Origin of the sequence: Vibrio sp. 10N.222.55.C6, assembly GCF_041473395.1 — a bacterium.
Lineage (GTDB): Bacteria > Pseudomonadota > Gammaproteobacteria > Enterobacterales > Vibrionaceae > Vibrio > Vibrio crassostreae_C.
In genome coordinates, this window is sequence record NZ_JBFRSD010000021.1 from 75,591 (window position 1) to 101,175 (window position 25,585).

Consider the following 25,585-nt stretch of genomic DNA (forward strand, 5'->3'; position numbering starts at 1 on the left):
TAAGTCGTCGACTAATGTCGCGCTTATTCCTATCTATTTCGAACAAAGCCACTTTGCTATGCAAAATGGCTTTGAAAGAAGGAGACCGTATTAGTGTAGTTGATCCATAAGAGCAACTAGGTGGTCTACTGCTTGCTGAGCTTGAGGACCTTCAGCTGAAATAGTAACGTTAGTACCTTTTACTAGGCCTAAAGTTTGTAGTTTGAACAGGCTTTTCGCGCTAGCGCTTTTGCCGTTAGAAGTCACTGTGATGTCAGCGTCGAAAGATTTTGCTTCTTTAACGAACTGTGCAGCTGGACGAGTGTGAAGACCGTTTTCTGCTGTGATTTCTACTTGCTTCTCGTACATTTTATATACCCCAATTAATTTATTTTTTGTAAGTTTGTAACCAGATTAGCTTAACTGCTTTAGCCCAAATGCGCTAGAGGCTAGTACGCCATGTTCGTGTTAGAACTTAGACTGGTTATAAATTTTTATCCAGCCATGGTCGTCTTTTGCTGAGTACTCATGACTTTCAGAATTTGTTTATTGCTTCTTTTATTTTGAAGCGAAAAATAAAACAGACCTGATATTACCAAAGGTGGGGCAGGGATCAACAAAAAAGCCCCTAAACGGGGCTTTTTTGGACGAAAAATTGATTTGACCACATATTATTGTTGGTTCTCTTTTTCCGTAAAGATGCCAGCAAATAGGGCTGTGCTTAGGTAACGCTCACCAGAGCTTGGTAGTACAGTAACGATAGTTTTTCCTGCAAATTCAGGTAGTTCGGCGATTCTGTTCGCTGCTACTACTGCCGCGCCAGATGAGATACCAGCAAGAATACCTTCTTCTTTCATTAGGCGTTGAGCCATCTCGATCGCTTCTTCAGAAGTTACCGATTCAACACGGTCAATAATCTCTAAATCTAGGTTTCCAGGGATGAAACCTGCACCGATACCTTGAATTTTGTGTGGAGCTGGTTTGATTTCTTCACCTGCAAGTGCCTGTGCAATCACTGGAGACTCTGCTGGTTCAACCGCTACTGAAGTGATCGCTTTGCCTTTTTCACCTTTAATGTAACGACTTGTACCTGTGATAGTACCGCCCGTACCAACACCCGCTACAAACACGTCGATTTCGCCGTCTGTTGCTTCCCAAATTTCAGGACCAGTCGTTTGCTCGTGAATTTGTGGGTTGGCTGGGTTGTTGAACTGTTGAAGTAGTAGGTACTTGTCTGGGTCTGAAGCAACAATCTCTTCTGCTTTAGCAATCGCACCGTTCATACCTTTTGGTGCTTCAGTCAGCACTAGGTTTGCGCCAAGCGCTTTAAGCAGCTTACGACGTTCTAGGCTCATTGATTCAGGCATAGTTAGCGTTAGTTTGTAACCGCGTGCTGCTGCTACGAATGCAAGTGCAACACCTGTGTTACCACTGGTAGGTTCAACAAGCTCGATACCTGGCTTAAGCGTACCCGCTTTTTCTGCTTCCCAGATCATGTTTGAACCGATACGACATTTAACACTGAAGCTTGGGTTACGAGCTTCGATCTTAGCTAGGACGTTACCTTTGCTTACTTTGTTAAGGCGGACTAGAGGTGTGTTACCAATCGTTAGGGTGTTGTCTTCGTAGATCTTGCTCATGCGATATTCCTTCATTTAATGACAGAACTAAACGTAGTATATCAATCACTTTACCGTCTAGTGTCTTACGATGTTTATTCAGCTTGAATTTAGATTAAACAAGTTGAAAAAAAGGTAAAAGGACTAAAAAGTTATATCATATAGATATGTAGCAGAATTCACGCCTATCTTTATTGAAATCAGAACTTCAAAAAGATAGGCGAAACTAGGAAGTATAGGCGGGGTAATAGACGAGAATTATAGACGAGAACGCAGAGCTTGGTCTTTAAACTCAGCAACCCACATTGCCGTCGCGCCGCAAACGGCAACGGGCATTACGATCAGGTTTAGAATTGGAATTGTGGTGAACACAGAAACAAGCGCGCCAAAGCTGTAGCTCTTGCCTTGTTTTTGTTTCAAATTGTTTCTCATGTCATCAAATTTGATTTTATGGTTATCGAACGGGTAGTCGGCGTATTGAATCGCTAACATCCATGCTGTGAAAATGAACCATAAAAACGGAGCAACGGTTTGCCCTAGTGCTGGAATTAACAAAAGTAGGAATAAACCGATCGCTTTTGGCAGAATGTAGACAAGCTTGCGCCATTCTCTCGCTAATATACGTGGGGTATCTTTGAGGACATCAAGTAAACCATCGTCATTAACTTTTTTACCGCTCAACAACTCTTCAACTTTTTCCGCGAGTAAACCGTTGAACGGTGCGGCAATGAAGTTAGCGAGCGTGCTAAAGAAATACGAGAATGTGGCCAAGACGGTTAACACAAGTAATGGCCATAAAATGTATGACAACCACGACAAGAAACTTGGCAATGCACCAATCCAACCTTCAATCCAAGTGTTTAGGTTGGAGAAGATATAAAACAAGGCACCACCAACGAGTAACACGTTCGCGATAAGTGGCATTAGTACAAACTTACGAATGCTCGGTGATAAAGCGATTTTTATTCCGAAAATAAAATAGCCAAAGCCGGAGCGGGGAACAGATTCAATAGTCATATTTAAATTAGGTCACATGTGAATTTGGTTAAATAGCAAACATGTCTAGTGTACTCGACCGAAATTAAGAAAAAAAGCGTGGTGAAAATCACACCATGTAAGGAACTAATTGTATTAAGTTGTTCTAAAACAGTGGCTACTTTTGATAGAGTAGTGAGATTAGCCAAATTAACCCAACTTAGTGACAGCGTGTTTATAGCTAGTTGACTAAGAAAGCTGAGAGCGAAAAATGCAGGAATTGCGATTTGTACTCATTATTGTTGGCGCATTAGCTATCGCCGCATTATTGTTCCATGGTCTATGGACGAGTAAAAAAGAAGGGAAAGCAAAGTTTGGAGATAAGCCGCTCGGTAAGCTTGATAACGACAGCTTAGATGAAGCAGAAACTATTCCAAACCGTTCATTCGCCCCAGAAGATGATTTTGAGATAATCCGAAAAGAACGTAAAGAGCCGGATTTTGCTGTTTCACCCTCTGATACTGATCCGCTGATCGACTCAGATCCGCTAACAGCGCCACAAGCGAAAGAAGCTTACGAAGATGATATCGAATTAAATGATCTTCCTTCTTTCAGCGTAGAAGACCCAATTAAGGTTGAAAGTGAACCTGAAGTGATTGAGGAAGAGAAGGACGTTGAGCCTGAAGTTCCAAGCTTTGAGTTGACTGACGAGCAAAAAGAAAACCATGCCGGCTTTAAAGTGCAGTACGGTTCGTTTGAAGAGCCTTCTGAAACAGTTGATGAGCCAGTCGGTCCAAACGAAACGCTTACTCAAAGAGAGCCGGTTGTTGCGAAAGAAGTCGTGACTCCGCAAAGTGCGACTGTTGAAGAAGCAAAACCAGATGAAGAACTTGGTTTAGAAGTGATCGTTCTTAATGTTCACTGTGCTGGAGAGATCCCATTCGTTGGGACTGAACTTTTCCGCAGCATGGAGAACAACGGTTTAACTTATGGTGAGATGTCTATTTACCACTGCTTTGCACAATCTACAGATGCACCAAAGGTTATTTTCAGCGTTGCAAACATGATGCAGCCAGGAACGCTAGAACATGATGATCCTGCTGACTTCACGACTAAAGGTATTTCGTTCTTTATGACGTTGCCTTGTTATGGTCAAGCTGATCAAAACTTCAATGTGATGCTGAGTGCGGCGCAGAAAATTGCTGACGATATGGGCGGAAACGTGTTGGATGAGTCACGCAACTTAATGACACCAAACCGTTTATCTGACTACCGCAAGCAAATCAGAGACTTTATGACGGCATCGAATGCCTAGCCGTATTGTTTAGCCTTGTAAATAATCTATATTTATAGAAAAGGGCTCCTAAGGGAGCCCTTTTTGATATTTCAATCACGATAGAGAATGATATGAAAGAATCGATTCAAGTTACCTTAGAGCAGTTAAGAGAAACTCTGCATTATCACGCCGTTCGTTATTACGTAGAAGATAGCCCTGAGATCCCTGATGTCGAGTACGATCGATTAATGCAGCAATTGCTAAAGATCGAAGAAGAGAACCCGGAACTAGTGACGGTAGATTCTCCGAGCCAACGTGTTGGTGGTCAGCCTCTCGATGGTTTCACTCAAGTGACTCATGAGATCCCAATGCTTTCTCTGGACAATGCTTTCTCTGATGAAGATTTGGATGCGTTCAATAAGCGAATGTCTGATAGAGCGCCAACCGCTAACCTCAAGACTTTCTGTTGTGAACCTAAGCTTGATGGCCTTGCAGTTAGCCTACTCTATGTGAATGGTATTTTAGTTCAGGCTGCGACTCGTGGTGACGGTGCGACGGGTGAAAACATCACTGAAAACGTGCGTACGATCAGCTCTATCCCACTTAAGTTACAAGGTGAAGGCTGGCCGCAGCGTATTGAAGTTCGTGGCGAAGTGTTTATGCCAAAAGCGGGTTTCGATAAGTTGAATGAGATGGCGTTGAAGAAAGGCGAGAAAGTATTTGTTAACCCACGTAATGCCGCCGCAGGTAGCCTGCGTCAGCTTGATTCCCGTATTACTGCGAAACGTCCGCTAGCTTTCTACGCATACAGTGTCGGTGTTGTACAAGGCGCTGAGCTATCAAATAGTCACTACCAACGCTTTTTACAGCTTAAAGGTTGGGGCTTACCTATGTGCCCCGAGACTAAGCAACTGAGCTCTCTCGAAGACGTGAAAGCCTATTACCAAGATATTATGACTCGTCGTGATGCTCTGGCTTACGAGATTGATGGCGTTGTTATCAAAGTCGACGATATCGCGGCTCAAGAAGTGCTTGGTTTTGTTGCTAGAGCGCCACGTTGGGCAATTGCTTATAAGTTTCCAGCTCAAGAAGAGATTACACTGCTCAATGACGTTGAATTTCAGGTGGGCCGTACTGGTGCTATTACGCCGGTTGCTAAACTTGAACCTATCTTCGTTGGTGGCGTGACAGTCAGCAATGCCACTTTACACAATGCCGATGAGATTGCGCGTTTAGGCGTGAAGGTAGGCGACAGCGTTATTATTCGCCGTGCAGGTGATGTTATTCCGCAAATTGTGGCTGTTGTACTAGATCGTCGCCCTGAAACGGCTAGAGACATTGTTTTCCCTGATGCTTGCCCTGTATGTAGCTCTACGGTTGAGCGTGTCGAGGGGGAAGCTGTAGCGCGTTGTACTGGCGGTCTAGTGTGTCAGGCACAGCGTAAAGAAGCGCTTAAGCACTTTGTGTCGAGAAAGGCGTTGGATGTCGATGGCCTTGGCGTAAAAGTGATAGAGCAGCTTGTGGACCGTGAAATGGTAGAAACGCCCGCTGACTTGTTCAAGCTTAGCGCGGGCGTAATTACAGTTCTTGATCGTATGGGGCCTAAATCGGCGCAAAATGTGGTGAGTGCGCTGAATAAAGCCAAAGACACAACGTTAGCACGTTTCCTCTATTCACTCGGTATTCGTGAAGTCGGTGAAGCGACGGCTATGAACTTAGCTCAACACTTCAAGACGTTGGAGTTGGTTCAAGCAGCAACCCATGAACAGTTAGTTGAAGTGTCAGATATTGGTGACATCGTAGCAAGTCACCTCACGAGCTTCTTCTCGCAGGAGAAAAACAGAGCTGTAGTCGAGCAGTTGCTAGAGCTTGGTGTTAACTGGCCTGCAATCGAAGCTGTTGCGGATGACCAAGAGCTACCATTAGAAGGTAAAGTCGTTGTGTTAACAGGCTCATTGTCGCAATTAGGTCGAAGTGAAGCTAAAGCTGCGTTACAAGCATTAGGTGCGAAAGTGACGGGTAGCGTATCGAAGAAAACGGACATCTTGTTTGCCGGTGAAGCTGCGGGTTCTAAATTAACTAAAGCACAAGATTTAGGTATCGAAATAAGAACAGAAGAAGATCTAATTGCACTTATTTCGTAAGTAAACCAAGGTAAAAAAAGCTCAAAAGCACTCCTTTAAAGGGAGTGCTTTTTTTGTGTCTGCTGCAAATTAGATGCCTTTTTAATTGTTGAGAATTTTGTACCTATACGAACTCTCAAAAAGGGACAGTGACGCTGCTCAACATTAATGAAATACCATTCTAGTTGTATCAAAAATGCGAGTCATATCTATTTTTACAAAGTGATAATTACCTCAAGTTGTTGAATTTATTGGTATTGATTTTGTTTTGGTGAGGATTTTTCTATTTATCGATCTGGATCACTAAGTACCTATTAAATTTGCACCAACTCATATTTTTTTAGATGAAAATTAAGTTCTCATTGATCTTTTTGAGGGCGAAGTTAGTCTTAATGCCATGGATGCACATGATGTGTATAACCAGAAAGGAAATAGAGAATTCAGAGTTTAGGGTTCTCAAACAAGAAAAGGTATTTCTCTCTACGGCGGCCAACTTTAGGCGGGGAATATTCAAACAGCTATATCCATTTTTAGGAGTTTTATTCCATGGAAAACAAAATTTTCAAACGTACTCTACTAGGTGCATCCGTTGCACTTTTATCGACAGGCGTAATGGCGAAAGAAGTTGGTATCAACTCTGATTTCAACGTTGACGTATACGGTGTTGCAGCTATCTCTCTAGTTAACTACAACACAACTGACAACAACGACTCTAGTACTGGTTACGCTGTAGAGAATGAATCTCGTATCGGCTTCCGTGCTCATAAAGAGATGTTTGATGACGTATTAATCACAATGCAGATTGAATCTGGCTACGTAGATAGCACAGACTGGGGTCATGGCGGCGTTTCAGGCGGTGTGCTTGGTTTCCGTGATACGTTCGTTGGTGCTTCTGGCTCTTGGGGTAACCTGCGTGTGGGTCGTGTTCTTACTCCACTATACGAAATCGTCGACTGGCCATTCTCTAACCCTGGTCTAGGTTCTGTATTCGATTGGGGCGGCATCAACGGTCACTATGATCGTCAATCTAACCAAATACGTTACGATTCAGCTAAATTTGGTGGTTTCTCTTTTGCAGCTTCTGTTGGTCGTGATGATAACGACAACGGTGGCGGTGCAGCGACTCGTGATGCGAACTTCTTTGGTGCTAGCGCAAAATATGCATTCGAAAAGATTACATTTATGGGTGCAGTTGAATCAGGAACGCGTGTAGTAGGTAAGAGTGGCGGTGAATGGGATTTCGATCCTGATACTGGCGCTCCAACTAAGAGCACAGAATATGCGGCTTATGATGATGACACATTTGCATATATCGTGGGCTTCGAAGCTAGCTTACCAGCTGGTTTCGGTATCGCGGCTGCGTATAAAGGCGAAGAGTTAGATAACGGTTCTCGTAAATACACACAAGATTCATACTCAATCATTGGCCAATATTGGAATGGCCCAATTGGAGTAAAAATTGGTTATGCTGCTAACTTAGAAGCAGATCTGTCTGGCGAAACAGCTACAACAAACTCTGCATTGAAAGCGGAACAAACAGACGACAGCAACACAATTTCAGCTCAATTAATGGCTGTTCATAACGGTTTCGTACCTTACCTACGTGTAGCGGGTCGTACTGTTGGTGACGCTGATACAGATATCGTAACTCGCGTTGGTCTTGAATACGGTTTCTAAGCTAGAATCTTTAGCTTAAACAGTTAGATAAAAATTAAAACGCTGGTAAATTTTGTTTGCCAGCGTTTTTCCATAGTGAACATAAGGAATTAGTCATAATGAATAAAGTTAGTGTAGTTGTATTATCATTATTTTTGGGAGCTTGTAGTTCACTCGATTCACAAAGTAATTTTGCAGACTCAGTTGCTGATGTGCAGCCCAAAGGTGGTTACATTAAAGTAACCGGTCAATCTTACGTAGCAGAAAATAGATCAAATGTAGGCGCAGACATTCTCAAGTCGTCGCTTTACTTTACATACAATAAAGAAGTAACACCAAATACTGCCCCAGAATCTTCAATTACTATGGACGTGAGTTACTTCCAAAGTTACAAAGAGTACGAAACGGTTAGTTTTTTTGGTAAAACGATAGAATTAGAAGATAGACAAGTACCAAGAGAAAGCTGCAGCGAGCACTGTACTAAGACTCAATATATTAAGTTTCCATTAAGTGACGCTGATATTCAGCAAGCAAGACAAAAGAATTTAGAATTTACGCTTGAAGGCCAAAACTCAGTCATGAGCACGACTTTTATCGTACCAAAGGCGTATATCGACACAATTTATAACGGTGCAAATAATCATACAGCTATCGCGGTTGCTCCAGTCGCGGCTGTTCCAGTAGCAGCAGTAGTTGCTGAAGAGCCAAAAGCATCACAAGCACAAGAGATGGTGAATTACTGGTATGGTGAAGCAACCAAAGAAGAGCAATCTGCAGTAACAGATTGGGCATTCAAGAACCGTAAGAACGCTAACCCAGCATTACTAGAAGGCTCAAAAGAGATCGAAATGGTTTCATACTGGTTCAATAAGCTAGACAGTGAAGAAAAATCTCAAACTATGATTTGGTTGTTAGAACAAGAGTAAGTTTCTAACGTTACACCCTAGCTATGTTTTTCAGCCGCAGTATTGTATAACAGCAGTACTGCGGTTTTTCATTTTAGGCTTACAGGTAAGATTGTGAATATTGGTGAAGTAGCGAAGCGTGTTGGTACAACAGCGAAATCCATTCGTTTTTACGAAAGTAAAGGCATGATGAGCCCACCGCACCGATCAGAAAATGGTTACAGGCAATATGGCGAGATTCATATCGAACAGTTAGAGTTCGTTTTGAGAGCTAAAATGGTTGGTTTCACTCTCGATGAGTGTAAGTCACTGGTTGAGTTGGCAATGAATCCCAACAGACAAAGCTACGAAGTAAAGAAGAAGGCTACTCAGAAGTTAGATGAAATAGAGTTGAAGCTTGCGGAGTTAAACAAGATGAAGGTGCAGCTACAATCTTGGGTACATGACTGCCCTGGAGATACTTCAACGGAATGTCCTATCTTGAATAATCTATCTGGCCGCAGTTAGGTTATTCCAGTTCTAAATAATCGTCAGGCAGCAATTTCATTACTAGCCTGACTTTAATCACCTATCACAGCACCTATCACAGCACCTTTCCGCCGTAATGTTTACAGATCAACAGTGGTACATGAGTGACTGCGTTACCATCTGAACACTTAACGATAGGCCCCATGTTTCCGTTACCAGGAGACTGACTGCTCGCTAGAGCGCTTCCAAATGACAAGCTGAAAATAGCCGTTAGAATTATTAAAAAATGTCTCATACAAACTCCATTAGGTTTATCTCTAATTGAGATAATTGAAAGTATGGACAAGGAAAAGAAAATTTCAAAAATTGGACGGACTTAACATTTTTAATAATTATAAATAAGCGAGAGTAAGGTTAACTATTCATATATATATTGGGTAAGAAATCTGGCTTTCTTATACCTTTTTAGCTCAATCAAACTTTTTAGCTTTACGAAATAAGAACTTATTTTTTTTTCAATTCAATCTATCGCAATGATAATTCGAATATTATTAAGGTTCAAAAATAGAAAAAGCCTGCATTTATTGAAAATGCAGGCTTCATATAGCTCTTGTTTATAAAGGTTCTATTATTAGAACGATTCCGTCTAAAGCGACAATCTTAATTTCGGTTCCAGATGGAATATCTTGACTGGCCTTTGCTGACCAAGAAGAGTCACCGAACTTAATTCGACAGCTACCTTTCTTTACGTCTTCACTTAAAATAACGGTTTGACCTACCAATTGCTTTTCTCTTTGGTTTAACTCTCGCCCTGCATCCGATTGCTTGTCATTCGAGAGTTGTCTTCTCCACCACAACCAAGTGGTAATAAGAGAGAAGCTAGCAAAGGACAGCCATTGCATCTGCCAACCAATTGGTAATGCTCCTAATAGGGCACCGACCAGCATGGCAGATATGCCTATCCATAAAAAGTAACCAGCGGTTCCAATTAGCTCAAGCGCTAACAATGCTAGACCAAACGCTAACCAATGCCAGTGGTTTACTTGTTCTAGTAATTCGACCATAAGTTAGTCCTTACTACCTTTGTCATTCTTATGTGCAAACATCTCCGCGATACCCGCTACAGAACCCATAAGGCCAGTTGCTTCGAGTGGTAGCATGATGATCTTGCCGTTTTCAGCTTGGCCTATAGATTTCAATGCGTCGGTGTAACCTTGTGCAATGAAGTAATTGACCGCTTGCATGTCACCTTGAGCAATTGCCGTTGATACCATTTCTGTCGCTTTAGCTTCTGCTTCTGCGGCACGCTCACGGGCTTCTGCTTGCAATATTGCCGCTTGCTTCTCACCTTCTGCTTTCAGGATCTCTGATTGCTTGTGGCCTTCTGCTTTCAAGATCTCAGCTTGTCGTACACCTTCTGCTTCTAAGATATCAGCACGTTTATTACGCTCGGCTTTCATCTGGGCATTCATCGCAGCAGTAAGGTCTGCTGGTGGCTGTACGTCTTTAATTTCGATACGGGTGACTTTTACGCCCCAAGGGTTTGTCGCTTCATCAACGATGTTCAGTAGCTTGGTATTGATCATGTCACGCTGACTCAGCATCTCATCCAGTTCCATCGAGCCAAGCACAGTACGGATATTGGTGAGGGTTAAGTTACGGATCGCATGTTCAAGGTCATTCACTTCATAAGCTGCCTTAGGCGCGTCGATAACTTGAACAAAACAAACCGCATCGATAACCACATTTGCATTATCTTTGGAGATGACTTCTTGTGCTGGGATGTCGAGAACACGCTCCATCATGCTGATGCGCTGTCCAACTTTATCAATAAATGGAATGATTAAGTTAAGACCCGGTTTAAGGGTGTGTGTGTATCGCCCGAAGCGTTCAACGGTCCAGTTGTTGCCTTGTGGAACGGTTTTTACGCCAGCGAAGATAAATAACAGTGCGACGGCAGTAAAGACGCCGATAGTAATCAAGGTATCAATAGGCATACAAAATCCTTTGCAAGTTTGAGTTTTTGATAGTTCAGTATTGATACTGGCTCATATTTAAATTCTGAGCAAATTTATAAACGAGAAATGGGCCATAAAGCATTGATTTTATGGACCATTTTACATTCTATTATGCGATAAACTAATTGATTGAATTGTCAATTTTCGATGTTTAATCTACGGCTTTTTAGGTTTAACTAGTAAAGCAGAGAGTACAGTTGTCGACGGTACTTACTGGCAACTGGGTTACCTTGTCCAAGCGCACTCAAGATGTCCATGAACTCTTTCTTCATGTCACCATCGAGAGCATTAAGATCTTTGGCTAGGAAAGACCATAATAGATCCATAGCTTCTTCACTGCGGTTCACTTGGTGATATTGCAATGCTAATTCAGATGCTGTTTTAGCGTCGCTCGGATTTTGCTGAAGAGCGGCTTCTAATGCTTGTATTTCAGGGCTGTCTGCTGCTTGTTTATGAAGTTCAAGCTTTGCAACTAAGCCTTTGTAGTAGTTGTCTTGGTACTCAAGAGGGATAGTTGCTAGCTGAGTTTCAGCAAGGTCAAATTGTTGTGTTTCTAACAAACACTCTGCGATCGCCAGTTTTACTTCACCTTTATTCGTCAGCTCTGCTGGAAGTTGCTGCATTGCTGCTAGTGCCTGTGTGTGCTCGCCAGCTTGCATTTGCTCAAGAGCCTGACGCAAAGCAAGTTCATCTTGGCTAGGAAGGTGTTTGCTGAGCATATCGACAATAGCTTCTATGCTTTGAGGGCCACCGAGCCCATCGACTGGCTGACCATTAACAAACAGTGCAATAGTGGGCAGTGCTTGAACACCAAACTGGCTAGCAATAGCTTGCTCTTGTTCGCAATTGAGCAGGGCTAAGGTGAAGGCACCGTTGTATTGCTGAGTTAAAGTTTGCAGTTCAGGAATGACTTGGGCGCTCTCTTGGCTCATTGGTGCCCAAAAATGGATGAGTACAGGGGTCTGCATCGAACCTTCTAATACTTGACGAAAGTTCTGCTCATTAAGTTCAACAATATGCGGAGATTGCATTTACGTTCCTTGAGGTTTGTTTTGTGGATACGTTGCAAATATGGGGGGGTTAGTCGGTAACTTCAAGATCTAACTCGGTTATCTCGGATAAAAAGAACCAAAAATAGAAAAACGCTATGCTTCGATGTTGATAGAGTTGTTATCTCAACATGGAAGGCATAGCGTTATCATCGAGGTAGTCAGTGAGGCGTTGCGTGAGATACTCAAAACAGTATAAACAGCGTAATTGCCAGACCCACACCTACCCAATTAAGGCGGTTTAAAGTCATGAGATTTCCAGAGTAGAACCATCAATTGGGAATAACTGATGGGATAGGATAATCATGACATCTTATTGTTACGGAAAAATTACATCGTTACATTAAAGTTTGCGACTCTGCATTCAAAGTTAGTAATTTATGCAGCTTTTCTCAAAATAGGGTCTAGCAAGCGACTCGGTAGAATCCTTTTCAATACCGCGAACACTTTAGTCGGGGTCGTAACTCGGTATCTTAGCTTGGGTTTGTCGGCGGTGAGAGCATGGAATACCGGCTCAATACAACTTTCTGGAGGTAGGACAAAAGCGTTATTCGATGATTCTTTTTCGAGTCGATCTTTTTGTTGTTGGTAAGCGTCTTGGTGGGCGCTGCCAGAAATGTTGATCCATTTATTGAACGCTTTCAAGGCATTGGTTCTAAATTGAGTCTCAATTGGCCCTGGTTGCAGTAATGAGATCTGTATACCGCTGCCATGCAGTTCTAATCGTAAGGTATCTGTCCAACCCTCAATCGCGAATTTAGAAGCATTATAAGCACCACGATACTTCATGGCTGCAAAACCTAATACGGAACTGTTTTGTACGATTCGACCTTCGCCACGCTCGCGCGGAAGGATCTGACAGACGAGATGGTGCCAACCAAAGAAGTTGGTTTCGAATTGTTCTCTGAGTCCTTGGGTCGGTAAGTCTTCTAGTGCCCCTGCTTGACCGTAAGCACCGTTATTGAATAATCCATACAATCCATTAGGTGCGAGATCAATAGCAAGCTTGGCGCCATGCTCAATACTTTCTTGGTTGGAAAGATCTAATTGAATACAGGTGAGGCCTTCATCTTGAAGGCGTTGAACATCTTGTGGATCACGACAAGATGCAATGACATGAAAACCACGCTTTTGAAGTGCATGAGCACATGTATAGCCAATACCTGTTGAGCAACCGGTAATAAGAATCGACTTGTTCACACTTAATCCTTTATTAGAGTCTCTATCGCTCTAGGGTAAAGAATTAGTCTCGATGTTGTAACAAGTTTTTTAGTGCTGGCTCGATTCTTGAGTAACTAAAGATGAATCCCATCTCAGTGAGTTTCTTTGGCTTGGAGCGAATGCTGTCAAATAGCAAACAAGATGATTCCCCCATGAGAATCGACATTGCCCATTTCGGCGTGAATAAGAAATGCGGTCGGCCTAATTGTTTCGCTAACGTGCTGCTGAACAGTTTGTTGGTCACAGGGTGAGGGGCACACATATTGAATTCCCCTTGAGCGTGGGGGAGTGACAACAAGTGATTGATGGCTCTCACCATATCGAGAATGTGAATCCATGGCATGTACTGCTCACCTGAACCTATTGGACCACCGACGCCGAGTTTATAAGGCAATAGCATCTTCTTGAGTGCGCCGCCATTCTCGCCAAGTACAACCCCTGTTCGCAGTAGTATCACGCGTGTGCTTTCTGATTGTGCTCTCTTGGCTATCTCTTCCCAGTGGGCACAGACTTTATGAGGAAAGCTTTCATCTTCTACTTGCAGTGACTCGTCAAACGGGTGCTGCTGTTGATCGCCATAGTAACCCACGGCTGAACCGCTAATAAAAGCGTGTGGCGGGTTGCTACTGGCATGAATTAATTCGACCAGCTTTTCAGTGATGTGCCAGCGGCTGTTACAGATCCTCTCTTTTTGTTCTGTACTCCAACGCTTATCGGCAATCGGCTCACCCGCGAGGTTGACCACCACATCAAAGTCATTGAGATCACTGAGCTCATCAAGGGATTGAATGTAATGAAGGTTGTTCTGGTTGAGGTGATTTAGGTTTTGCTTCGCATTTTCAGGACTCCGCGTCAGCAATGTCACGTCGTCAGTGTTCCAACTCTTGACCAATTCAGAGCCAATAAATCCAGTACCACCCGTTAACAATATCTTCATACCAATCTCCCTATTAAACATAATTATAGACATGGCTTGTTTTTAGTCGCCAATCAATACGAAAAAATCACTATAACGATCATAAGGTTTCAATCGTGTGATGCCCAAATTACGCCTTTTTCAATTTACAAAGGAGTGAAATTAAATTCATCAAGTCAGGATGTGTACCGTCATCACACTTATGCACTTTACTCGGATATGTTACCAACTGCGTAATATTTGTCACATAAGCAATGATAAGGATTTGCCATGATTATTATTAATTCATAATCAGCGACAAGGAATTGCGATGACGGCGGTGCTTGCTTTGTTTCGATCCATGTTAGGTAGCCTGAGGGATCTATTGCCAATCGTGGCGGTAATCGCTTTCTTCCAGCTTGCTGTCTTACAAGAGCCACTTCCTCATCTTTTATCTATTCTGACTGGCTTAGTGCTCGTCGTTTTTGGACTCACTTTCTTTATCTTTGGCCTTGAAATGGGGTTGTTTCCAATTGGCGAATCGATGGCTCAAGCATTTGCCAGAAAGGGGAGTGTGTTCTGGTTATTGATCTTCGCTTTTTGTTTGGGTTTTGGTACCACCATAGCCGAGCCAGCGTTAACCGCAGTCGCTGCCGAAGCCGCAGAAGTGGCAGCTGAGGGAGGTGTAATCCCCAATACGTTAGATGAAATGGAGCAGTATGCCAATGGCCTGCGCTTTACTGTGGCACTGTCAGTCGGTATCGCTATTTTACTCGGTGTGCTGAGAATCTTAAAAGGTTGGCCAATCCAGTACATGATCATCGGTGGATATATTGGAGTGGTCGTGCTCACTGCATTTGCTCCGGAAAACATCATTGGAATTGCGTATGACTCTGGTGGAGTAACGACATCGACGATCACCGTCCCATTAGTAACTGCGTTAGGGGTGGGTTTAGCCTCGGCAATTAAAGGGCGTAATCCGATGATAGATGGTTTTGGGTTGATCGCGTTTGCTTCGTTGCTGCCGATGATGTTTGTCATGGTGTACGGGATGGTGGTGACATGATCAGTGTTCAACAATTTATCGACACCTTTCTCGGCACTGTGATGGATGTGATCCCGATTGCGATCATCATCTTCGGTTTTCAGTTGGCGGTATTACGAAAGCCAGTCAATAACCTAGCCAAAGTGCTGATCGGTTTCTTCTACGTCATTCTTGGCTTATCACTCTTTTTGATGGGATTGGAACTCGCGTTATTCCCTCTAGGGGAGACGATGGCAATGCAACTCACCGAGCCAAGTTTTTTGACTGAGTTTAAGATCAGTTCTGGTCTTGCTTTGGCTTGGTTTGATTATTACTGGGTCTATCTTTTCGCGTTTTGTATTGGTTTCAGCACCACGATAGCCGAGCCCTCTTTGATTGCTGTAGCGATTAAGGCGAACCAAGTTTCCGGTGGCAGTATCAGCGTCAATGGGCTGAGGATCGCCGTGGCATTGGGCGTTGCTATCGGTATCTCACTGGGCAGCTACCGTATCGTTGCGGGTGACCCGATCCACTACTACATCATTTTTGGTTATGTCGTCGTGGTCATTCAAACCTTTTACGCCCCAAAACTCATTATTCCATTGGCCTACGATTCGGGTGGCGTCACTACATCAACGGTGACAGTCCCTTTAGTGACGGCGCTCGGGCTTGGACTCGCTTCAACCGTACCAGGAAGAAACCCTGTTATTGATGGCTTTGGGTTGATCGCCTTTGCCAGCTTATTTCCCATCATTTCAGTGATGGGCTATGCCCAAATAACACAATGGTTAAACCGTTTACACACCTCTAAGGAGAGCAAAGATGCGCTTTAAACTTATCTTAGCGTTTGTAGAAGAGAGCAAGACCGACACTGTGCTCGATGCCGCGCGTGATGCGGGCGCGACTGGAGCAACGGTGATTAACAACGCCAGAGGGCAAGGCTTAAACCAAAAAACCACCTTCTTTGGCCTAACGCTAGAGGTACAAAAAGATGTGTTGCTGTTTGTGGTTGAGGAACACTTAGCGAGGCATATTCTTGAAACTATTGGCGAAGTCGGTGAGTTTGACCAAGAGTCAGGACAAGGTATAGCGGTGCAGATCGATATCGAAGATGCAGTCGGGGTTGCGCATCAAGTCGAGACATTAACTAAGGTTGTGGAGGATGAGTTATGAGTACCAATGAAAAAATCCGAGTAGGTGATGTCATGGCCAATACGTACGTGATTATCGATGGGCTAACCACAGTGTTAGAAGCGATAGAGATGGCGAAGAAGCACAAAGTGAAAGCAATTATTGTCGATAAGCGCCACGAAGATGACGAATACGGCATCGTATTGATGAATGACATTGCCAAGAAAGTACTGGCTAAGAACCGATCTCCAAAGCGAACCAATGTTTATGAGATCATGACCAAGCCAGCGCTAAGCGTGTCTGCTGAGATGAACGTAAAGTATTGCGCTCGCCTGTTTGAACGCTTTGGTATCAGTCGTGCGCCAGTAGTTCGTGATAACAAGATAGTCGGTATGGTTAGTTACAATAATATCGTGATCAATGGTATGGCGAGAGATGACGTGTAGCATTTAGATACGTACAATAGGCTCATAAATTTTATGGAGAAGTACGTGTGAAATTATTTTTTGCTTCAGACCTACACGGTTCGCTGCCAGCAACAGAAAAGGTATTAGAACTCTACCAAGCATCTGGTGCGCAATATTTAGTTCTATTGGGTGACATTCTGAATCATGGACCAAGAAATCCGATTCCAGAAGGATACAACCCGCCGGCGGTTGCAGATAAGTTGAATGCGTTTTCTCAAGAGATCATTGCCGTTCGTGGTAACTGCGATAGCGAAGTGGATCAGATGTTGTTGTCTTTTCCAATGATGATGGATTACTCGTGGGTGCTATTAGAATCAGGCCAGCGTATCTTCCTAACGCATGGCCATTTGTACAACACCAATAAACGCCCTGCGTTGAAGGCGGGCGATATCATTGCACACGGTCATACCCATATTCCTGTCGCCGAATACCAAGATGACATCTTTATCTTTAACCCTAGCTCGGTGACATTCCCACGAGAGGGACACGCGGCAAGCTATGGCATCTATGAAAACAATACCTTCAAAGTCATTAGCCTTGAAGGTGATGTTCTCGTGAGTGGTCAGCTTTAAATCATTGGATCGGCTGTGAAAGGCTTATTTTGAGTCCACGTGGCCGAGACCTCTGTCTGGAGCAATGATGTTTCGTACTCTTTGCTTCAGAACTTTCGCCTCTGGAAAACCGTCATCTGCTTTTCTTTCCCAAATCTGCACACCATTACAAAAGATTTCGAACCTGCCTCCTGTGTCTGGGTGTAAGCTCACTTGTTCAATTTCTTCGCTGAAGGTATGCAGTAGCTCTTGGCATAACCAACTAGAGCGAAGCATCCAATTGCATTGACGGCAATAGTGTATGGCGATTGTGGCTTTTGTTGCTGTTTCTTTCGTAGGCGCCAGATTTGGTTGATCCGTATTCATAGTTAATCCTTAAAATGCTACATCCGTAATTTGATACCAACGGCTAACAAAAAAGGGGCTTCATGCCCCTTTTTCTATTGGTTTTCCGTTTTGTGGTATTCAGCGACTCATAAACAGTAAATAGCGATCCAATCTTAGTTTGAAAACAATACGGTAGAACCATGATTTAAGCTAGTTAGTAGCAGTGCCTTCGGGTTAACAATATCTATGCGGCGGCTTTGCTCTGCGTCCATCTTAATGACTTGAGTGATAAGCTCTAGTTGCTCTTCTGAAAAGTCTTGGCGCTGAGCCGAAGTCACATCTTTAAACTCCGTTGGCGAAACCAGTAAGTAGTTATCGTTAATATCCCACTGACCCGTTTCAGAGATGTTGATGACATTCGCAGGCTCAGTTTGATTACCGTAAAGTCTCACCACTGACATTCTTAAATATGTACCATTTGGTAGGTATTTCGCATTCGATGATAGTTCAACTCTACGAAGCGGGCCGATTGAGTCAGCTTGCTTGTTATCGCTAATCAGCGTCACCATTTTCGACTGCCACTCATGCTGAGTGAGCAAGCGCTCTACTTTTGCATCGCTGCCCCAATATAACCAACCACTTAAGAATGCAGATAGAACCAGTAAAATAATCGATACTTTTAATTTCATGTTACTGACCACCGTTGCAAATGTCGTTTACATCCGACTGGTTTGCGTAAATTCTTAGGGTTACATTTTCGCTCGAGTAATCTTGCGGGTGAATGTAGTTGAGGGCTAGGTTATTGGTTTGTCCACCTGTCGCGATCACTTCAGTCGGCTTTAGCACGCCAGTGTGATTCGTGTTGTAACGTAATACACACTTTTCTATCGCTGGCAGCCAACTACTGAGGTCTGGGTGGTTAACCGGTGATTGAACCTTTACACCATCTACTTCAGTCAAAGTTTTGAACTCAGACTCTGCTGGGTTAGTAAACGTTAAAACGAGAATCGGCATGATGAAAGCGGCAAGCAGTAACCAAAATGTTAGCCATTTATTGGTGCTTTTAGTTGGAGCTACAACAGGAGCGGTTGCTGGTTCTACAGCCACCTTGGTCTCTTGAACTCTTGCAATTGGCTCTGGTTCAATCGATTCCGTGATCGCTTCTTCAGTCGCAGCAGGCGTTGCAAACGTTAGGATAGGCTCAACGTCATTTTCTGCAATTTCAGCGGCTACTGGCTGATCATTTGATGACAGTGGCGCAGAGCGCTCAACGGTCGCAATAAATTGGTAACCGCGCTTTGGTACTGTTTTTACGAATTCAGGAGATTTAGTCGAGTCTTTGAGCATCTTTCTCAGAGTCGATACGGCTTGCGTTAAGCTTGAGTCATCCACCTCAAAGCCTTGGTCTCGCCAAACATACTCATGCAATTCATTGCGAGTGATAACTTCATTGGGTCTTTCTGACAGCATCAGGAGAATGCGGCTTTCATTGCTACCAAGACGAACGACTTCACCGTCGCTCATTTGATCAACAAGTGAATTGCTGTTTGGGTCGAATACGAACCGCTGTGCGAGAATAAACTTTGTGCCGATATTGCTCATTGAATTCTTCTATTTTTGATTGTTTTGGGTGCGAAATAGACAAATCTCAGGTGAAGTTCCGTTAATTCTTCACCAAATCATGGCTTCTTTTATGTTCTTTTATATTTATCAGACTCAAGGATAATAAAAACAGATCAAAAAAACAGTGTTTTTATGATTTTTGACCTTGAATTTACATTTGTCATCCTCATGTTAATGAACAGAAGAGTGGCATCAAGTGTTACGCCCCTATGATTATTCAACATAAAGTATAGATGTTTTGGAGTAAAAATGAGCGAAACGGCAACGCAAAATAAAGAGACTCGTGGCTTTCAATCTGAAGTAAAACAACTACTTCATCTAATGATTCACTCACTGTATTCAAATAAAGAAATCTTTCTACGTGAGCTGATCTCTAACGCATCTGACGCGGCTGATAAGCTTCGTTTTCAAGCTCTATCGAACGGTGACCTTTACCAAGGTGATGCAGATCTAGGTGTAAAACTTTCTTTCAACGCGGAAGCAAACACGTTAACCATTTCTGATAACGGTATCGGTATGAGCCGCGACAACGTTATTGAGCATTTAGGTACGATTGCTAAGTCAGGCACTGCAGACTTTTTCTCAAAGCTGTCTGAAGACCAAAGCAAAGACTCTCAACTGATTGGTCAATTTGGTGTGGGTTTCTATTCTGCATTCATCGTCGCAGACGCGGTAACGGTTCGCACACGTGCAGCTGGCCTGCCGAACAATGAAGCTGTTCAGTGGCACTCTGCAGGTGAAGGCGATTACACAATCGAAGACATCACTAAAGAGTCTCGTGGTACTGACATCGTTCTGCACATGCGTGAAGACGGTAAAGAGTTCTTAAATGAGTGGCGTCTGCGTGAAGTGATTGGTAAATATTCTGACCACATCGGTATTCCTGTTTCTATCTTCACAGCAGTGAAAGATGACGAAGGTAAAGACACCGAAGAGAAACATTGGGAACAGATCAATAAGGCGCAAGCGCTTTGGACTCGCAACAAATCTGATATCGAGAAAGAAGAGTACCAAGAGTTTTACAAGCACGTATCTCACGACTTTGCTGATCCACTAACCTGGAGCCACAACAAGGTTGAAGGTAAGAACGATTACACAAGCCTGCTTTACATCCCAGCGAAAGCACCTTGGGACATGATGAACCGTGACCACAAGAGTGGCTTGAAACTTTACGTGCAGCGTGTATTCATCATGGATGACGCAGAGCAGTTCATGCCATCTTACATGCGTTTCGTTCGTGGCTTGATTGACTCAAACGATCTGCCATTGAACGTGTCTCGTGAAATCCTGCAAGACAACAAGGTAACTCAGTCTCTTCGTGGCGCATGTACCAAGCGTGTACTGACTATGCTTGAGCGCATGGCGAAGAATGACAATGATAAGTACCTAGAGTTTTGGAAAGAGTTCGGCCTAGTATTGAAAGAAGGCCCGGCTGAAGATATGGCGAACAAAGAGAAGATCGCTGGTCTACTTCGTTTCTCGTCAACGGAAGTGGATTCTGCTGAACAAACCATCAGCTTAGAATCTTACGTTGAGCGCATGAAAGAAGGCCAAGATAAGATTTACTACCTGACAGCAGATAGCTACGCTGCCGCTAAGAACAGCCCACACTTGGAGCAGTTCAAAGCTAAAGGTATTGAAGTGGTTCTAATGTACGATCGTATTGATGAGTACGTAATGAACTACCTGACTGACTTCGACGGTAAACAGTTCCAATCGATCACTAAAGCAGGCTTAGACCTAAGCAAGTTTGAAGGTGAAGAAGAGAAAGAGAAGCAAAAAGAGACAGAAGAAGAGTTCAAATCTGTTGTTGAGCGTACTCAATCTTACCTAGGTGGTCGTGTTAAAGAAGTTCGTACGACCTTCAAGCTAGCAACGACACCTGCGGTTGTTGTGACTGACGACTTCGAAATGGGCACGCAAATGGCGAAGCTTCTTGAAGCTGCGGGTCAAGCGGCACCGGAAGTGAAGTACATCTTCGAGATTAACCCTGAGCACGCACTGGTTAAACAGATGGCTGACGAAGCAGACGAGCAAGCGTTTGGTCGTTGGGTTGAGTTGCTACTTGGTCAAGCGATGCTGGCTGAAAAGGGCTCAATGGAAGATCCGTCACAATTCTTGGGTGCAATCAACGAGCTACTAACAAAGCGTTAGTCTTTCGACTTTAGGTTAAGCCAATGATTGTAATAAAAAGCTCGCAAATGCGGGCTTTTTTTATGAACGTCGTTGAAAATTGACCTAACGTGGTCAACGTCACCGTTATCGTCACAACAAATGTTGTCGATGCATTCTTTAGTCGTAAATTCAGCCAAATTGAATATTAATGTGATAGAATGCTCGACCTAATCAGCTGGGGCTAGGAAGCTATCAACTCCAGTTGTATGATTTTTAAACGTTATACCGAAACTTACCGTTTTGCTTCTGTTCACAGTTTTGCTTAGCCTCAATGGTTACTTAACGCTTTCTGTTCATCCTAAAAATGAGCAAGAGTGGAGGGATAGTGAGCTTCGGTATAAATCATAATTTTATAAGAGGATTAAACATGCGCATCATTCTTCTAGGTGCTCCTGGCGCGGGTAAAGGTACTCAAGCTAACTTCATCATGAACAAATTTGGTATCCCTCAAATTTCAACTGGTGACATGCTACGTGCTGCTATCAAAGCGGGTACTGAGCTTGGTAAGCAAGCAAAATCAGTAATCGACGCTGGTCAGCTAGTTTCTGATGAAATTATCCTTGGTCTTATCAAAGAGCGTATCGCTCAAGATGACTGTGAGAAAGGTTTCCTACTAGACGGTTTCCCACGCACAATCCCACAAGCGGATGGCCTAAAAGAAATGGGCATCGCTGTTGATTACGTTGTTGAATTCGACGTAGCTGACGATGTGATTGTTGAGCGTATGGCTGGTCGTCGTGCTCACCTTCCTTCTGGTCGTACATACCACACTGTGTACAATCCGCCTAAAGAAGAAGGTAAAGATGACGTAACGGGTGAAGACCTAGTGGTACGTGATGACGACAAAGAAGAAACAGTTCGTGCACGTCTAGGTGTATACCACGATCAAACAGCTCCGCTAATCTCTTACTACGGTAAAGAAGCTGAAGCAGGCAACACTCAGTACCTTAAGTTTGATGGTACTAAGCAAGTTGCTGAAGTTAGTGCAGAACTTGAGAAAGCACTAGCATAATTGGCTAACAGCCAGTTTTAGAATTTGATATATTGGAAGCGACCTTAAGGGTCGCTTTTTTTGTTTCAATTTTTAGTACGATACCAATCTAGATAATTTGATTGCACATGATTCAGAACGGTTCAGACCCGATGGCAGTGGCTAGCAATTGAGAGTGGATGTTGTGTATCTCATATGAAGAGTGATTATTCAGACTTTCATTGAGGCGCAATGATCTTAAACTTATGCAGATTAGTATATTACTTTCCAGAAAATCACATATTGGTCTCAGGTATCTATGGAAAATAATAAAAAGCAGGGTGTTTTACTGGTGAACTTAGGAACTCCAGATTCGGCGACCCCCGCTGGCGTTCGTCGATTTTTGAGTGAATTCTTACACGACAAGCGAGTTGTAAACCTAACGCGTTGGCTTTGGTGTCCTATATTACATGGGGTGATTTTACCGATTCGCTCGCCTAAAGTTGCTAAGCTGTATCAGTCTGTCTGGATGGATGAAGGCTCACCACTGCTTGTGTACTCTCAAAGACAAGCTGAAAAGCTCCAGAAGAAGCTAGAGATGCCTGTTGCACTGGGTATGACCTATGGCAACCCAAGCCTAAAGACTGGTGTTGAGCAACTGATGGAGCAGGGCGTTGAGGACATCATCGTACTGCCTTTATATCCGCAGTACTCTGGTACAACCACAGCGGCGGTTTCTGATGGTTTAACCAAAGCCTTTAAGCAGATGCCAGTTATCCCGAGCTATCGCTTTATTCGCGACTACTACGCGCACCCAAGCTATGCCAAAGCATTGGCTGAAAGCGTCCGCAGTCATTGGGATAAAAATGGCAGAGCCGATCATTTAGTGTGTTCTTTCCACGGTATTCCGAAGCGACTGGCTGATGAAGGCGATATCTACCCTCAGCATTGTGAAGCGACAACAAAGCTGCTTGCGGCAGAGTTAGGTTTGTCAGCGGACGATATCACAATGACATACCAATCGCGATTTGGTCGAGAAGAGTGGTTGAAGCCATACACTGACGAGACACTTGAATCACTGCCGAGTAAAGGCATCAAGAAGATCGACATTATGGCACCTGCCTTTTCGGTTGACTGTTTGGAAACGTTGGAAGAGATTTCAGACCAGTGTAAAGAGACTTTCATTGACGCTGGTGGTTCGGACTTTAGCTACATTATGTGTCTGAACGACAGAGATTCGCACATCGATATGATGGCAGAGTTAGTGGCGCTGTATCGCTAACAGATGCTGAGCCTTGATTATGACTTATCGTTAGCATTAAGGCGCATAATACAAATAACAAAAGGGCTGCTCATTGAGCAGCCCTTTTTGATCAGGATATTTCGTTTTGAAACAGCTTGAGAGTTAAGCCGCAGATGTCTCTGTTGCTTGCTTAGCTTTAGGCTCTGCTTCAAGCGTCATGTTGGTTTCTACGCCGTGCATCCATGACACAAGCTTACCAGCACAAAGCAGCAGTAATATGCCACTCACCGTTGCTGTGATAGCAATACCACTGAAGATTGACATAGCACCAAGCTCACCAACGTGAGAACCAACCAGGCCTGCCACGTAGTTTGCCACCGCATTGAAGCCAAACCATGCACCCATCATCAATGATGCTAGGCGAAGCGGAGCTAACTTAGTGACCAACGACAGGCCAATAGGAGATAGACAAAGCTCACCAAGGGTATGGAAGAAGAAAGCGCCGACTAGCCATAGCATTGATGTTTTCACTGTTAGGTCACCGCCTTGCTCCATTACCGCGCCCATCATGCACACAAAGCCCAGTGCTAAGAAGAACAATGCCATTGCAAACTTCACAGGAGAGTTGGGTTCACGCTTACCCAGTTTCACCCAGAACGCAGCAATGATTGGAGCAAGTGTAATGATGAAGAATGGGTTCAAAGATTGGAACCACGCAGCAGGAACTTCAAAGCCACCAATCATACGGTCAGTATATTGTTGAGTGTAGATGTTCATTAGGCCGCCAGCTTGTTCAAAGCCCGCCCAGAATACAATCACGAACAGACCCATGATAAGAATCACTTTTAGTCTGTCGAACTCTTCTTTGGTCAGTGGCGCTTTTTCTTTAGATTTGTTCAGTGCTTTCGCTCTTGCAGCAGCAGGTACAGAACCGATGTTGCCTAACCAAGACTGAGCCATTGTCACTTGCATGATCAAGCTAATAACCATACCAATACCAGCGGCTAGGAAACCTGCTTTCCAACCGAATGAATCGACAGCAGCACCTGAAATTAATCCACCAAGCAGCGCACCTAAGTTGATGCCCATGTAGAAAATGGTGAAAGCACCGTCACGGCGGTTATCGCCTTCTTGGTACAGATCGCCAACCATGGTTGAGATGTTCGGCTTAAACATACCGTTACCACTGATTAGCAGTGCTAAACCAAGGTACAGAGCGTTCACTTGGTCTAAACCGATGAAGCCGTTAGGTAGAGCCAGTGTAAATTGGCCAAGTGCCATTAATACACCGCCAATCAGAATTGATTTACGCTGACCTAGGTAGTTATCGGCAATCCAGCCACCAATTAATGGTGTGATGTAGACTAAACCGGTGTAAATACCGTAGAGATCGAGTGCGTTTTTCGTTGACCAACCCAGTCCACCGTTGAGGGTAGTGTCAGTCAAAAATAAGACAAGGATGGCGCGCATCGCATAGTAAGAGAAACGTTCCCATAGCTCTGTGCTAAAAAGTAGAAATAGGCCTCTAGGGTGGCCAAAGATGTTGTGGTTGCTTGGCATAAGTTTTACTAATTTTAGGTATTAAAAGATTTTATGGTCATTCATGTATACACAGTGGGATAAAAGTCTGCAATAGACTTATTTTATGGTCACGACAACTTGGTTTAACTAAGGTGTTGATATTAAATATCTTTATTTTTAATGTTGCCCATTTTAGATGTGCTGCAAACTAATTTTCCAGATTTGAGTTGGTTGGTTAATAACCTTCATTAAAGTTGTGTTGAATTAAAATCTTTAGATATATTGCTCTGGTGTATCATTTTGAGTTTGAAGGGAGTGGCATGCGCATTAGGTGGGGCATACATATGCTTACAACAATGAGTCTTTTGA

General features: G+C 43.6%; 26 protein-coding genes. 13 read left to right on the forward strand and 13 right to left on the reverse strand.

Annotated features, from left to right (window positions below; genetic code table 11):
* Positions 1-90: 90 nt before the first annotated feature.
* The 3 genes from AB4486_RS14830 to cysZ form a co-directional block, all read right to left on the reverse strand.
* Positions 91-348 (reverse strand): HPr family phosphocarrier protein, encoded by a 258-nt coding sequence (locus AB4486_RS14830; RefSeq protein ID WP_004734263.1) that lies wholly within the window; start codon positions 346-348, stop codon positions 91-93.
* Positions 349-650: 302 nt separating this feature from the next.
* On the reverse strand, positions 651-1,619 hold the full coding sequence (cysK, locus tag AB4486_RS14835) for a cysteine synthase A (protein ID WP_017061934.1): 969 nt from the start codon (positions 1,617-1,619) through the stop codon (positions 651-653).
* A gap of 237 nt (positions 1,620-1,856) precedes the next feature.
* Positions 1,857-2,615, reverse strand: coding sequence for a sulfate transporter CysZ (cysZ, locus tag AB4486_RS14840; RefSeq protein WP_029235129.1), 759 nt, complete (start codon positions 2,613-2,615; stop codon positions 1,857-1,859).
* Between the two features lie 229 nt (positions 2,616-2,844).
* On the opposite strand from cysZ, the gene zipA reads away from it, so the two are divergent.
* From zipA to cueR, 5 genes are all read left to right on the forward strand, one after another.
* On the forward strand, positions 2,845-3,888 hold the full coding sequence (zipA, locus tag AB4486_RS14845) for a cell division protein ZipA (protein WP_372117542.1): 1,044 nt from the start codon (positions 2,845-2,847) through the stop codon (positions 3,886-3,888).
* A 92-nt stretch (positions 3,889-3,980) separates the two neighbouring features.
* A complete protein-coding gene (gene ligA / locus AB4486_RS14850) occupies positions 3,981-5,993 on the forward strand; it encodes an NAD-dependent DNA ligase LigA (RefSeq protein WP_371721450.1) in 2,013 nt (670 codons plus the stop codon).
* Between the two features lie 525 nt (positions 5,994-6,518).
* Positions 6,519-7,649, forward strand: coding sequence for a porin (locus AB4486_RS14855; RefSeq protein ID WP_372117545.1), 1,131 nt, complete (start codon positions 6,519-6,521; stop codon positions 7,647-7,649).
* Between the two features lie 98 nt (positions 7,650-7,747).
* Entirely contained in the window at positions 7,748-8,554 is an 807-nt protein-coding gene (locus AB4486_RS14860; protein WP_372117548.1) for a DUF2057 domain-containing protein, read from the forward strand.
* 93 nt (positions 8,555-8,647) lie between these two features.
* Positions 8,648-9,040 carry a Cu(I)-responsive transcriptional regulator gene (gene cueR, locus AB4486_RS14865; protein ID WP_017061928.1) on the forward strand — a complete coding sequence of 131 codons (393 nt, stop codon included), beginning with the start codon at positions 8,648-8,650 and terminating at the stop codon, positions 9,038-9,040.
* Between the two features lie 76 nt (positions 9,041-9,116).
* Here the strand turns inward: cueR and AB4486_RS14870 are convergent, their stop codons facing one another.
* The 6 genes from AB4486_RS14870 to AB4486_RS14895 form a co-directional block, all read right to left on the reverse strand.
* A complete protein-coding gene (locus AB4486_RS14870) occupies positions 9,117-9,296 on the reverse strand; it encodes a hypothetical protein (protein WP_017061927.1) in 180 nt (59 codons plus the stop codon).
* 319 nt (positions 9,297-9,615) lie between these two features.
* Entirely contained in the window at positions 9,616-10,065 is a 450-nt protein-coding gene (locus AB4486_RS14875; RefSeq protein WP_017061926.1) for an NfeD family protein, read from the reverse strand.
* Between the two features lie 3 nt (positions 10,066-10,068).
* Positions 10,069-10,998: an SPFH domain-containing protein gene (locus AB4486_RS14880; protein ID WP_017063395.1), complete on the reverse strand. Its 930-nt coding sequence runs from the start codon at positions 10,996-10,998 to the stop codon at positions 10,069-10,071.
* A 197-nt stretch (positions 10,999-11,195) separates the two neighbouring features.
* Entirely contained in the window at positions 11,196-12,050 is an 855-nt protein-coding gene (locus AB4486_RS14885; protein WP_017061924.1) for a co-chaperone YbbN, read from the reverse strand.
* Between the two features lie 396 nt (positions 12,051-12,446).
* The gene (locus AB4486_RS14890; RefSeq protein WP_372117552.1) at positions 12,447-13,268 is read right to left on the reverse strand and encodes an SDR family oxidoreductase; all 822 of its coding nucleotides are present in this window, start codon (positions 13,266-13,268) and stop codon (positions 12,447-12,449) included.
* Positions 13,269-13,311: 43 nt separating this feature from the next.
* On the reverse strand, positions 13,312-14,226 hold the full coding sequence (locus AB4486_RS14895) for a TIGR01777 family oxidoreductase (protein ID WP_372117554.1): 915 nt from the start codon (positions 14,224-14,226) through the stop codon (positions 13,312-13,314).
* Between the two features lie 289 nt (positions 14,227-14,515).
* On the opposite strand from AB4486_RS14895, the gene AB4486_RS14900 reads away from it, so the two are divergent.
* From AB4486_RS14900 to yfcE, 5 genes are read left to right on the forward strand one after another with little or no spacing between them, the layout of a single operon-like run.
* The gene (locus tag AB4486_RS14900) at positions 14,516-15,250 is read left to right on the forward strand and encodes a DUF1538 domain-containing protein (protein ID WP_017072437.1); all 735 of its coding nucleotides are present in this window, start codon (positions 14,516-14,518) and stop codon (positions 15,248-15,250) included.
* Positions 15,247-16,041, forward strand: coding sequence for a DUF1538 domain-containing protein (locus AB4486_RS14905; RefSeq protein ID WP_017062208.1), 795 nt, complete (start codon positions 15,247-15,249; stop codon positions 16,039-16,041). The genes AB4486_RS14900 and AB4486_RS14905 overlap by 4 nt, the downstream gene beginning before the upstream one ends.
* A complete protein-coding gene (locus AB4486_RS14910; RefSeq protein ID WP_017062207.1) occupies positions 16,031-16,381 on the forward strand; it encodes a P-II family nitrogen regulator in 351 nt (116 codons plus the stop codon). Before AB4486_RS14905 ends, AB4486_RS14910 begins: the two co-directional genes overlap by 11 nt.
* Entirely contained in the window at positions 16,378-16,785 is a 408-nt protein-coding gene (locus AB4486_RS14915) for a CBS domain-containing protein (RefSeq protein WP_102455305.1), read from the forward strand. Before AB4486_RS14910 ends, AB4486_RS14915 begins: the two co-directional genes overlap by 4 nt.
* 47 nt (positions 16,786-16,832) lie before the next feature.
* Positions 16,833-17,378 carry a phosphodiesterase gene (yfcE, locus tag AB4486_RS14920; protein WP_017068995.1) on the forward strand — a complete coding sequence of 182 codons (546 nt, stop codon included), beginning with the start codon at positions 16,833-16,835 and terminating at the stop codon, positions 17,376-17,378.
* Positions 17,379-17,402: 24 nt separating this feature from the next.
* Here yfcE and AB4486_RS14925 read toward each other — a convergent pair whose 3' ends face one another.
* From AB4486_RS14925 to AB4486_RS14935, 3 genes are all read right to left on the reverse strand, one after another.
* Entirely contained in the window at positions 17,403-17,723 is a 321-nt protein-coding gene (locus AB4486_RS14925) for a SelT/SelW/SelH family protein (RefSeq protein ID WP_372117558.1), read from the reverse strand.
* 134 nt (positions 17,724-17,857) lie between these two features.
* Positions 17,858-18,373 carry a regulatory protein ToxS gene (locus AB4486_RS14930; protein ID WP_017066005.1) on the reverse strand — a complete coding sequence of 172 codons (516 nt, stop codon included), beginning with the start codon at positions 18,371-18,373 and terminating at the stop codon, positions 17,858-17,860.
* A 1-nt stretch (position 18,374) separates the two neighbouring features.
* Positions 18,375-19,286 carry a transcriptional regulator gene (locus AB4486_RS14935; RefSeq protein ID WP_017066006.1) on the reverse strand — a complete coding sequence of 304 codons (912 nt, stop codon included), beginning with the start codon at positions 19,284-19,286 and terminating at the stop codon, positions 18,375-18,377.
* 270 nt (positions 19,287-19,556) lie between these two features.
* Between AB4486_RS14935 and htpG the strand changes: the two genes are divergently transcribed.
* The 3 genes from htpG to hemH all read left to right on the forward strand — a co-directional run bounded on the left by htpG (position 19,557) and on the right by hemH (position 23,734).
* Positions 19,557-21,461: a molecular chaperone HtpG gene (gene htpG / locus AB4486_RS14940; protein ID WP_017062201.1), complete on the forward strand. Its 1,905-nt coding sequence runs from the start codon at positions 19,557-19,559 to the stop codon at positions 21,459-21,461.
* 388 nt (positions 21,462-21,849) lie between these two features.
* A complete protein-coding gene (gene adk / locus AB4486_RS14945; protein ID WP_017062200.1) occupies positions 21,850-22,494 on the forward strand; it encodes an adenylate kinase in 645 nt (214 codons plus the stop codon).
* A 277-nt stretch (positions 22,495-22,771) separates the two neighbouring features.
* A complete protein-coding gene (gene hemH, locus AB4486_RS14950; RefSeq protein ID WP_017063404.1) occupies positions 22,772-23,734 on the forward strand; it encodes a ferrochelatase in 963 nt (320 codons plus the stop codon).
* 123 nt (positions 23,735-23,857) lie between these two features.
* Here the strand turns inward: hemH and AB4486_RS14955 are convergent, their stop codons facing one another.
* Positions 23,858-25,255 carry a peptide MFS transporter gene (locus AB4486_RS14955; protein WP_372102834.1) on the reverse strand — a complete coding sequence of 466 codons (1,398 nt, stop codon included), beginning with the start codon at positions 25,253-25,255 and terminating at the stop codon, positions 23,858-23,860.
* Positions 25,256-25,585 lie beyond the last annotated feature (330 nt).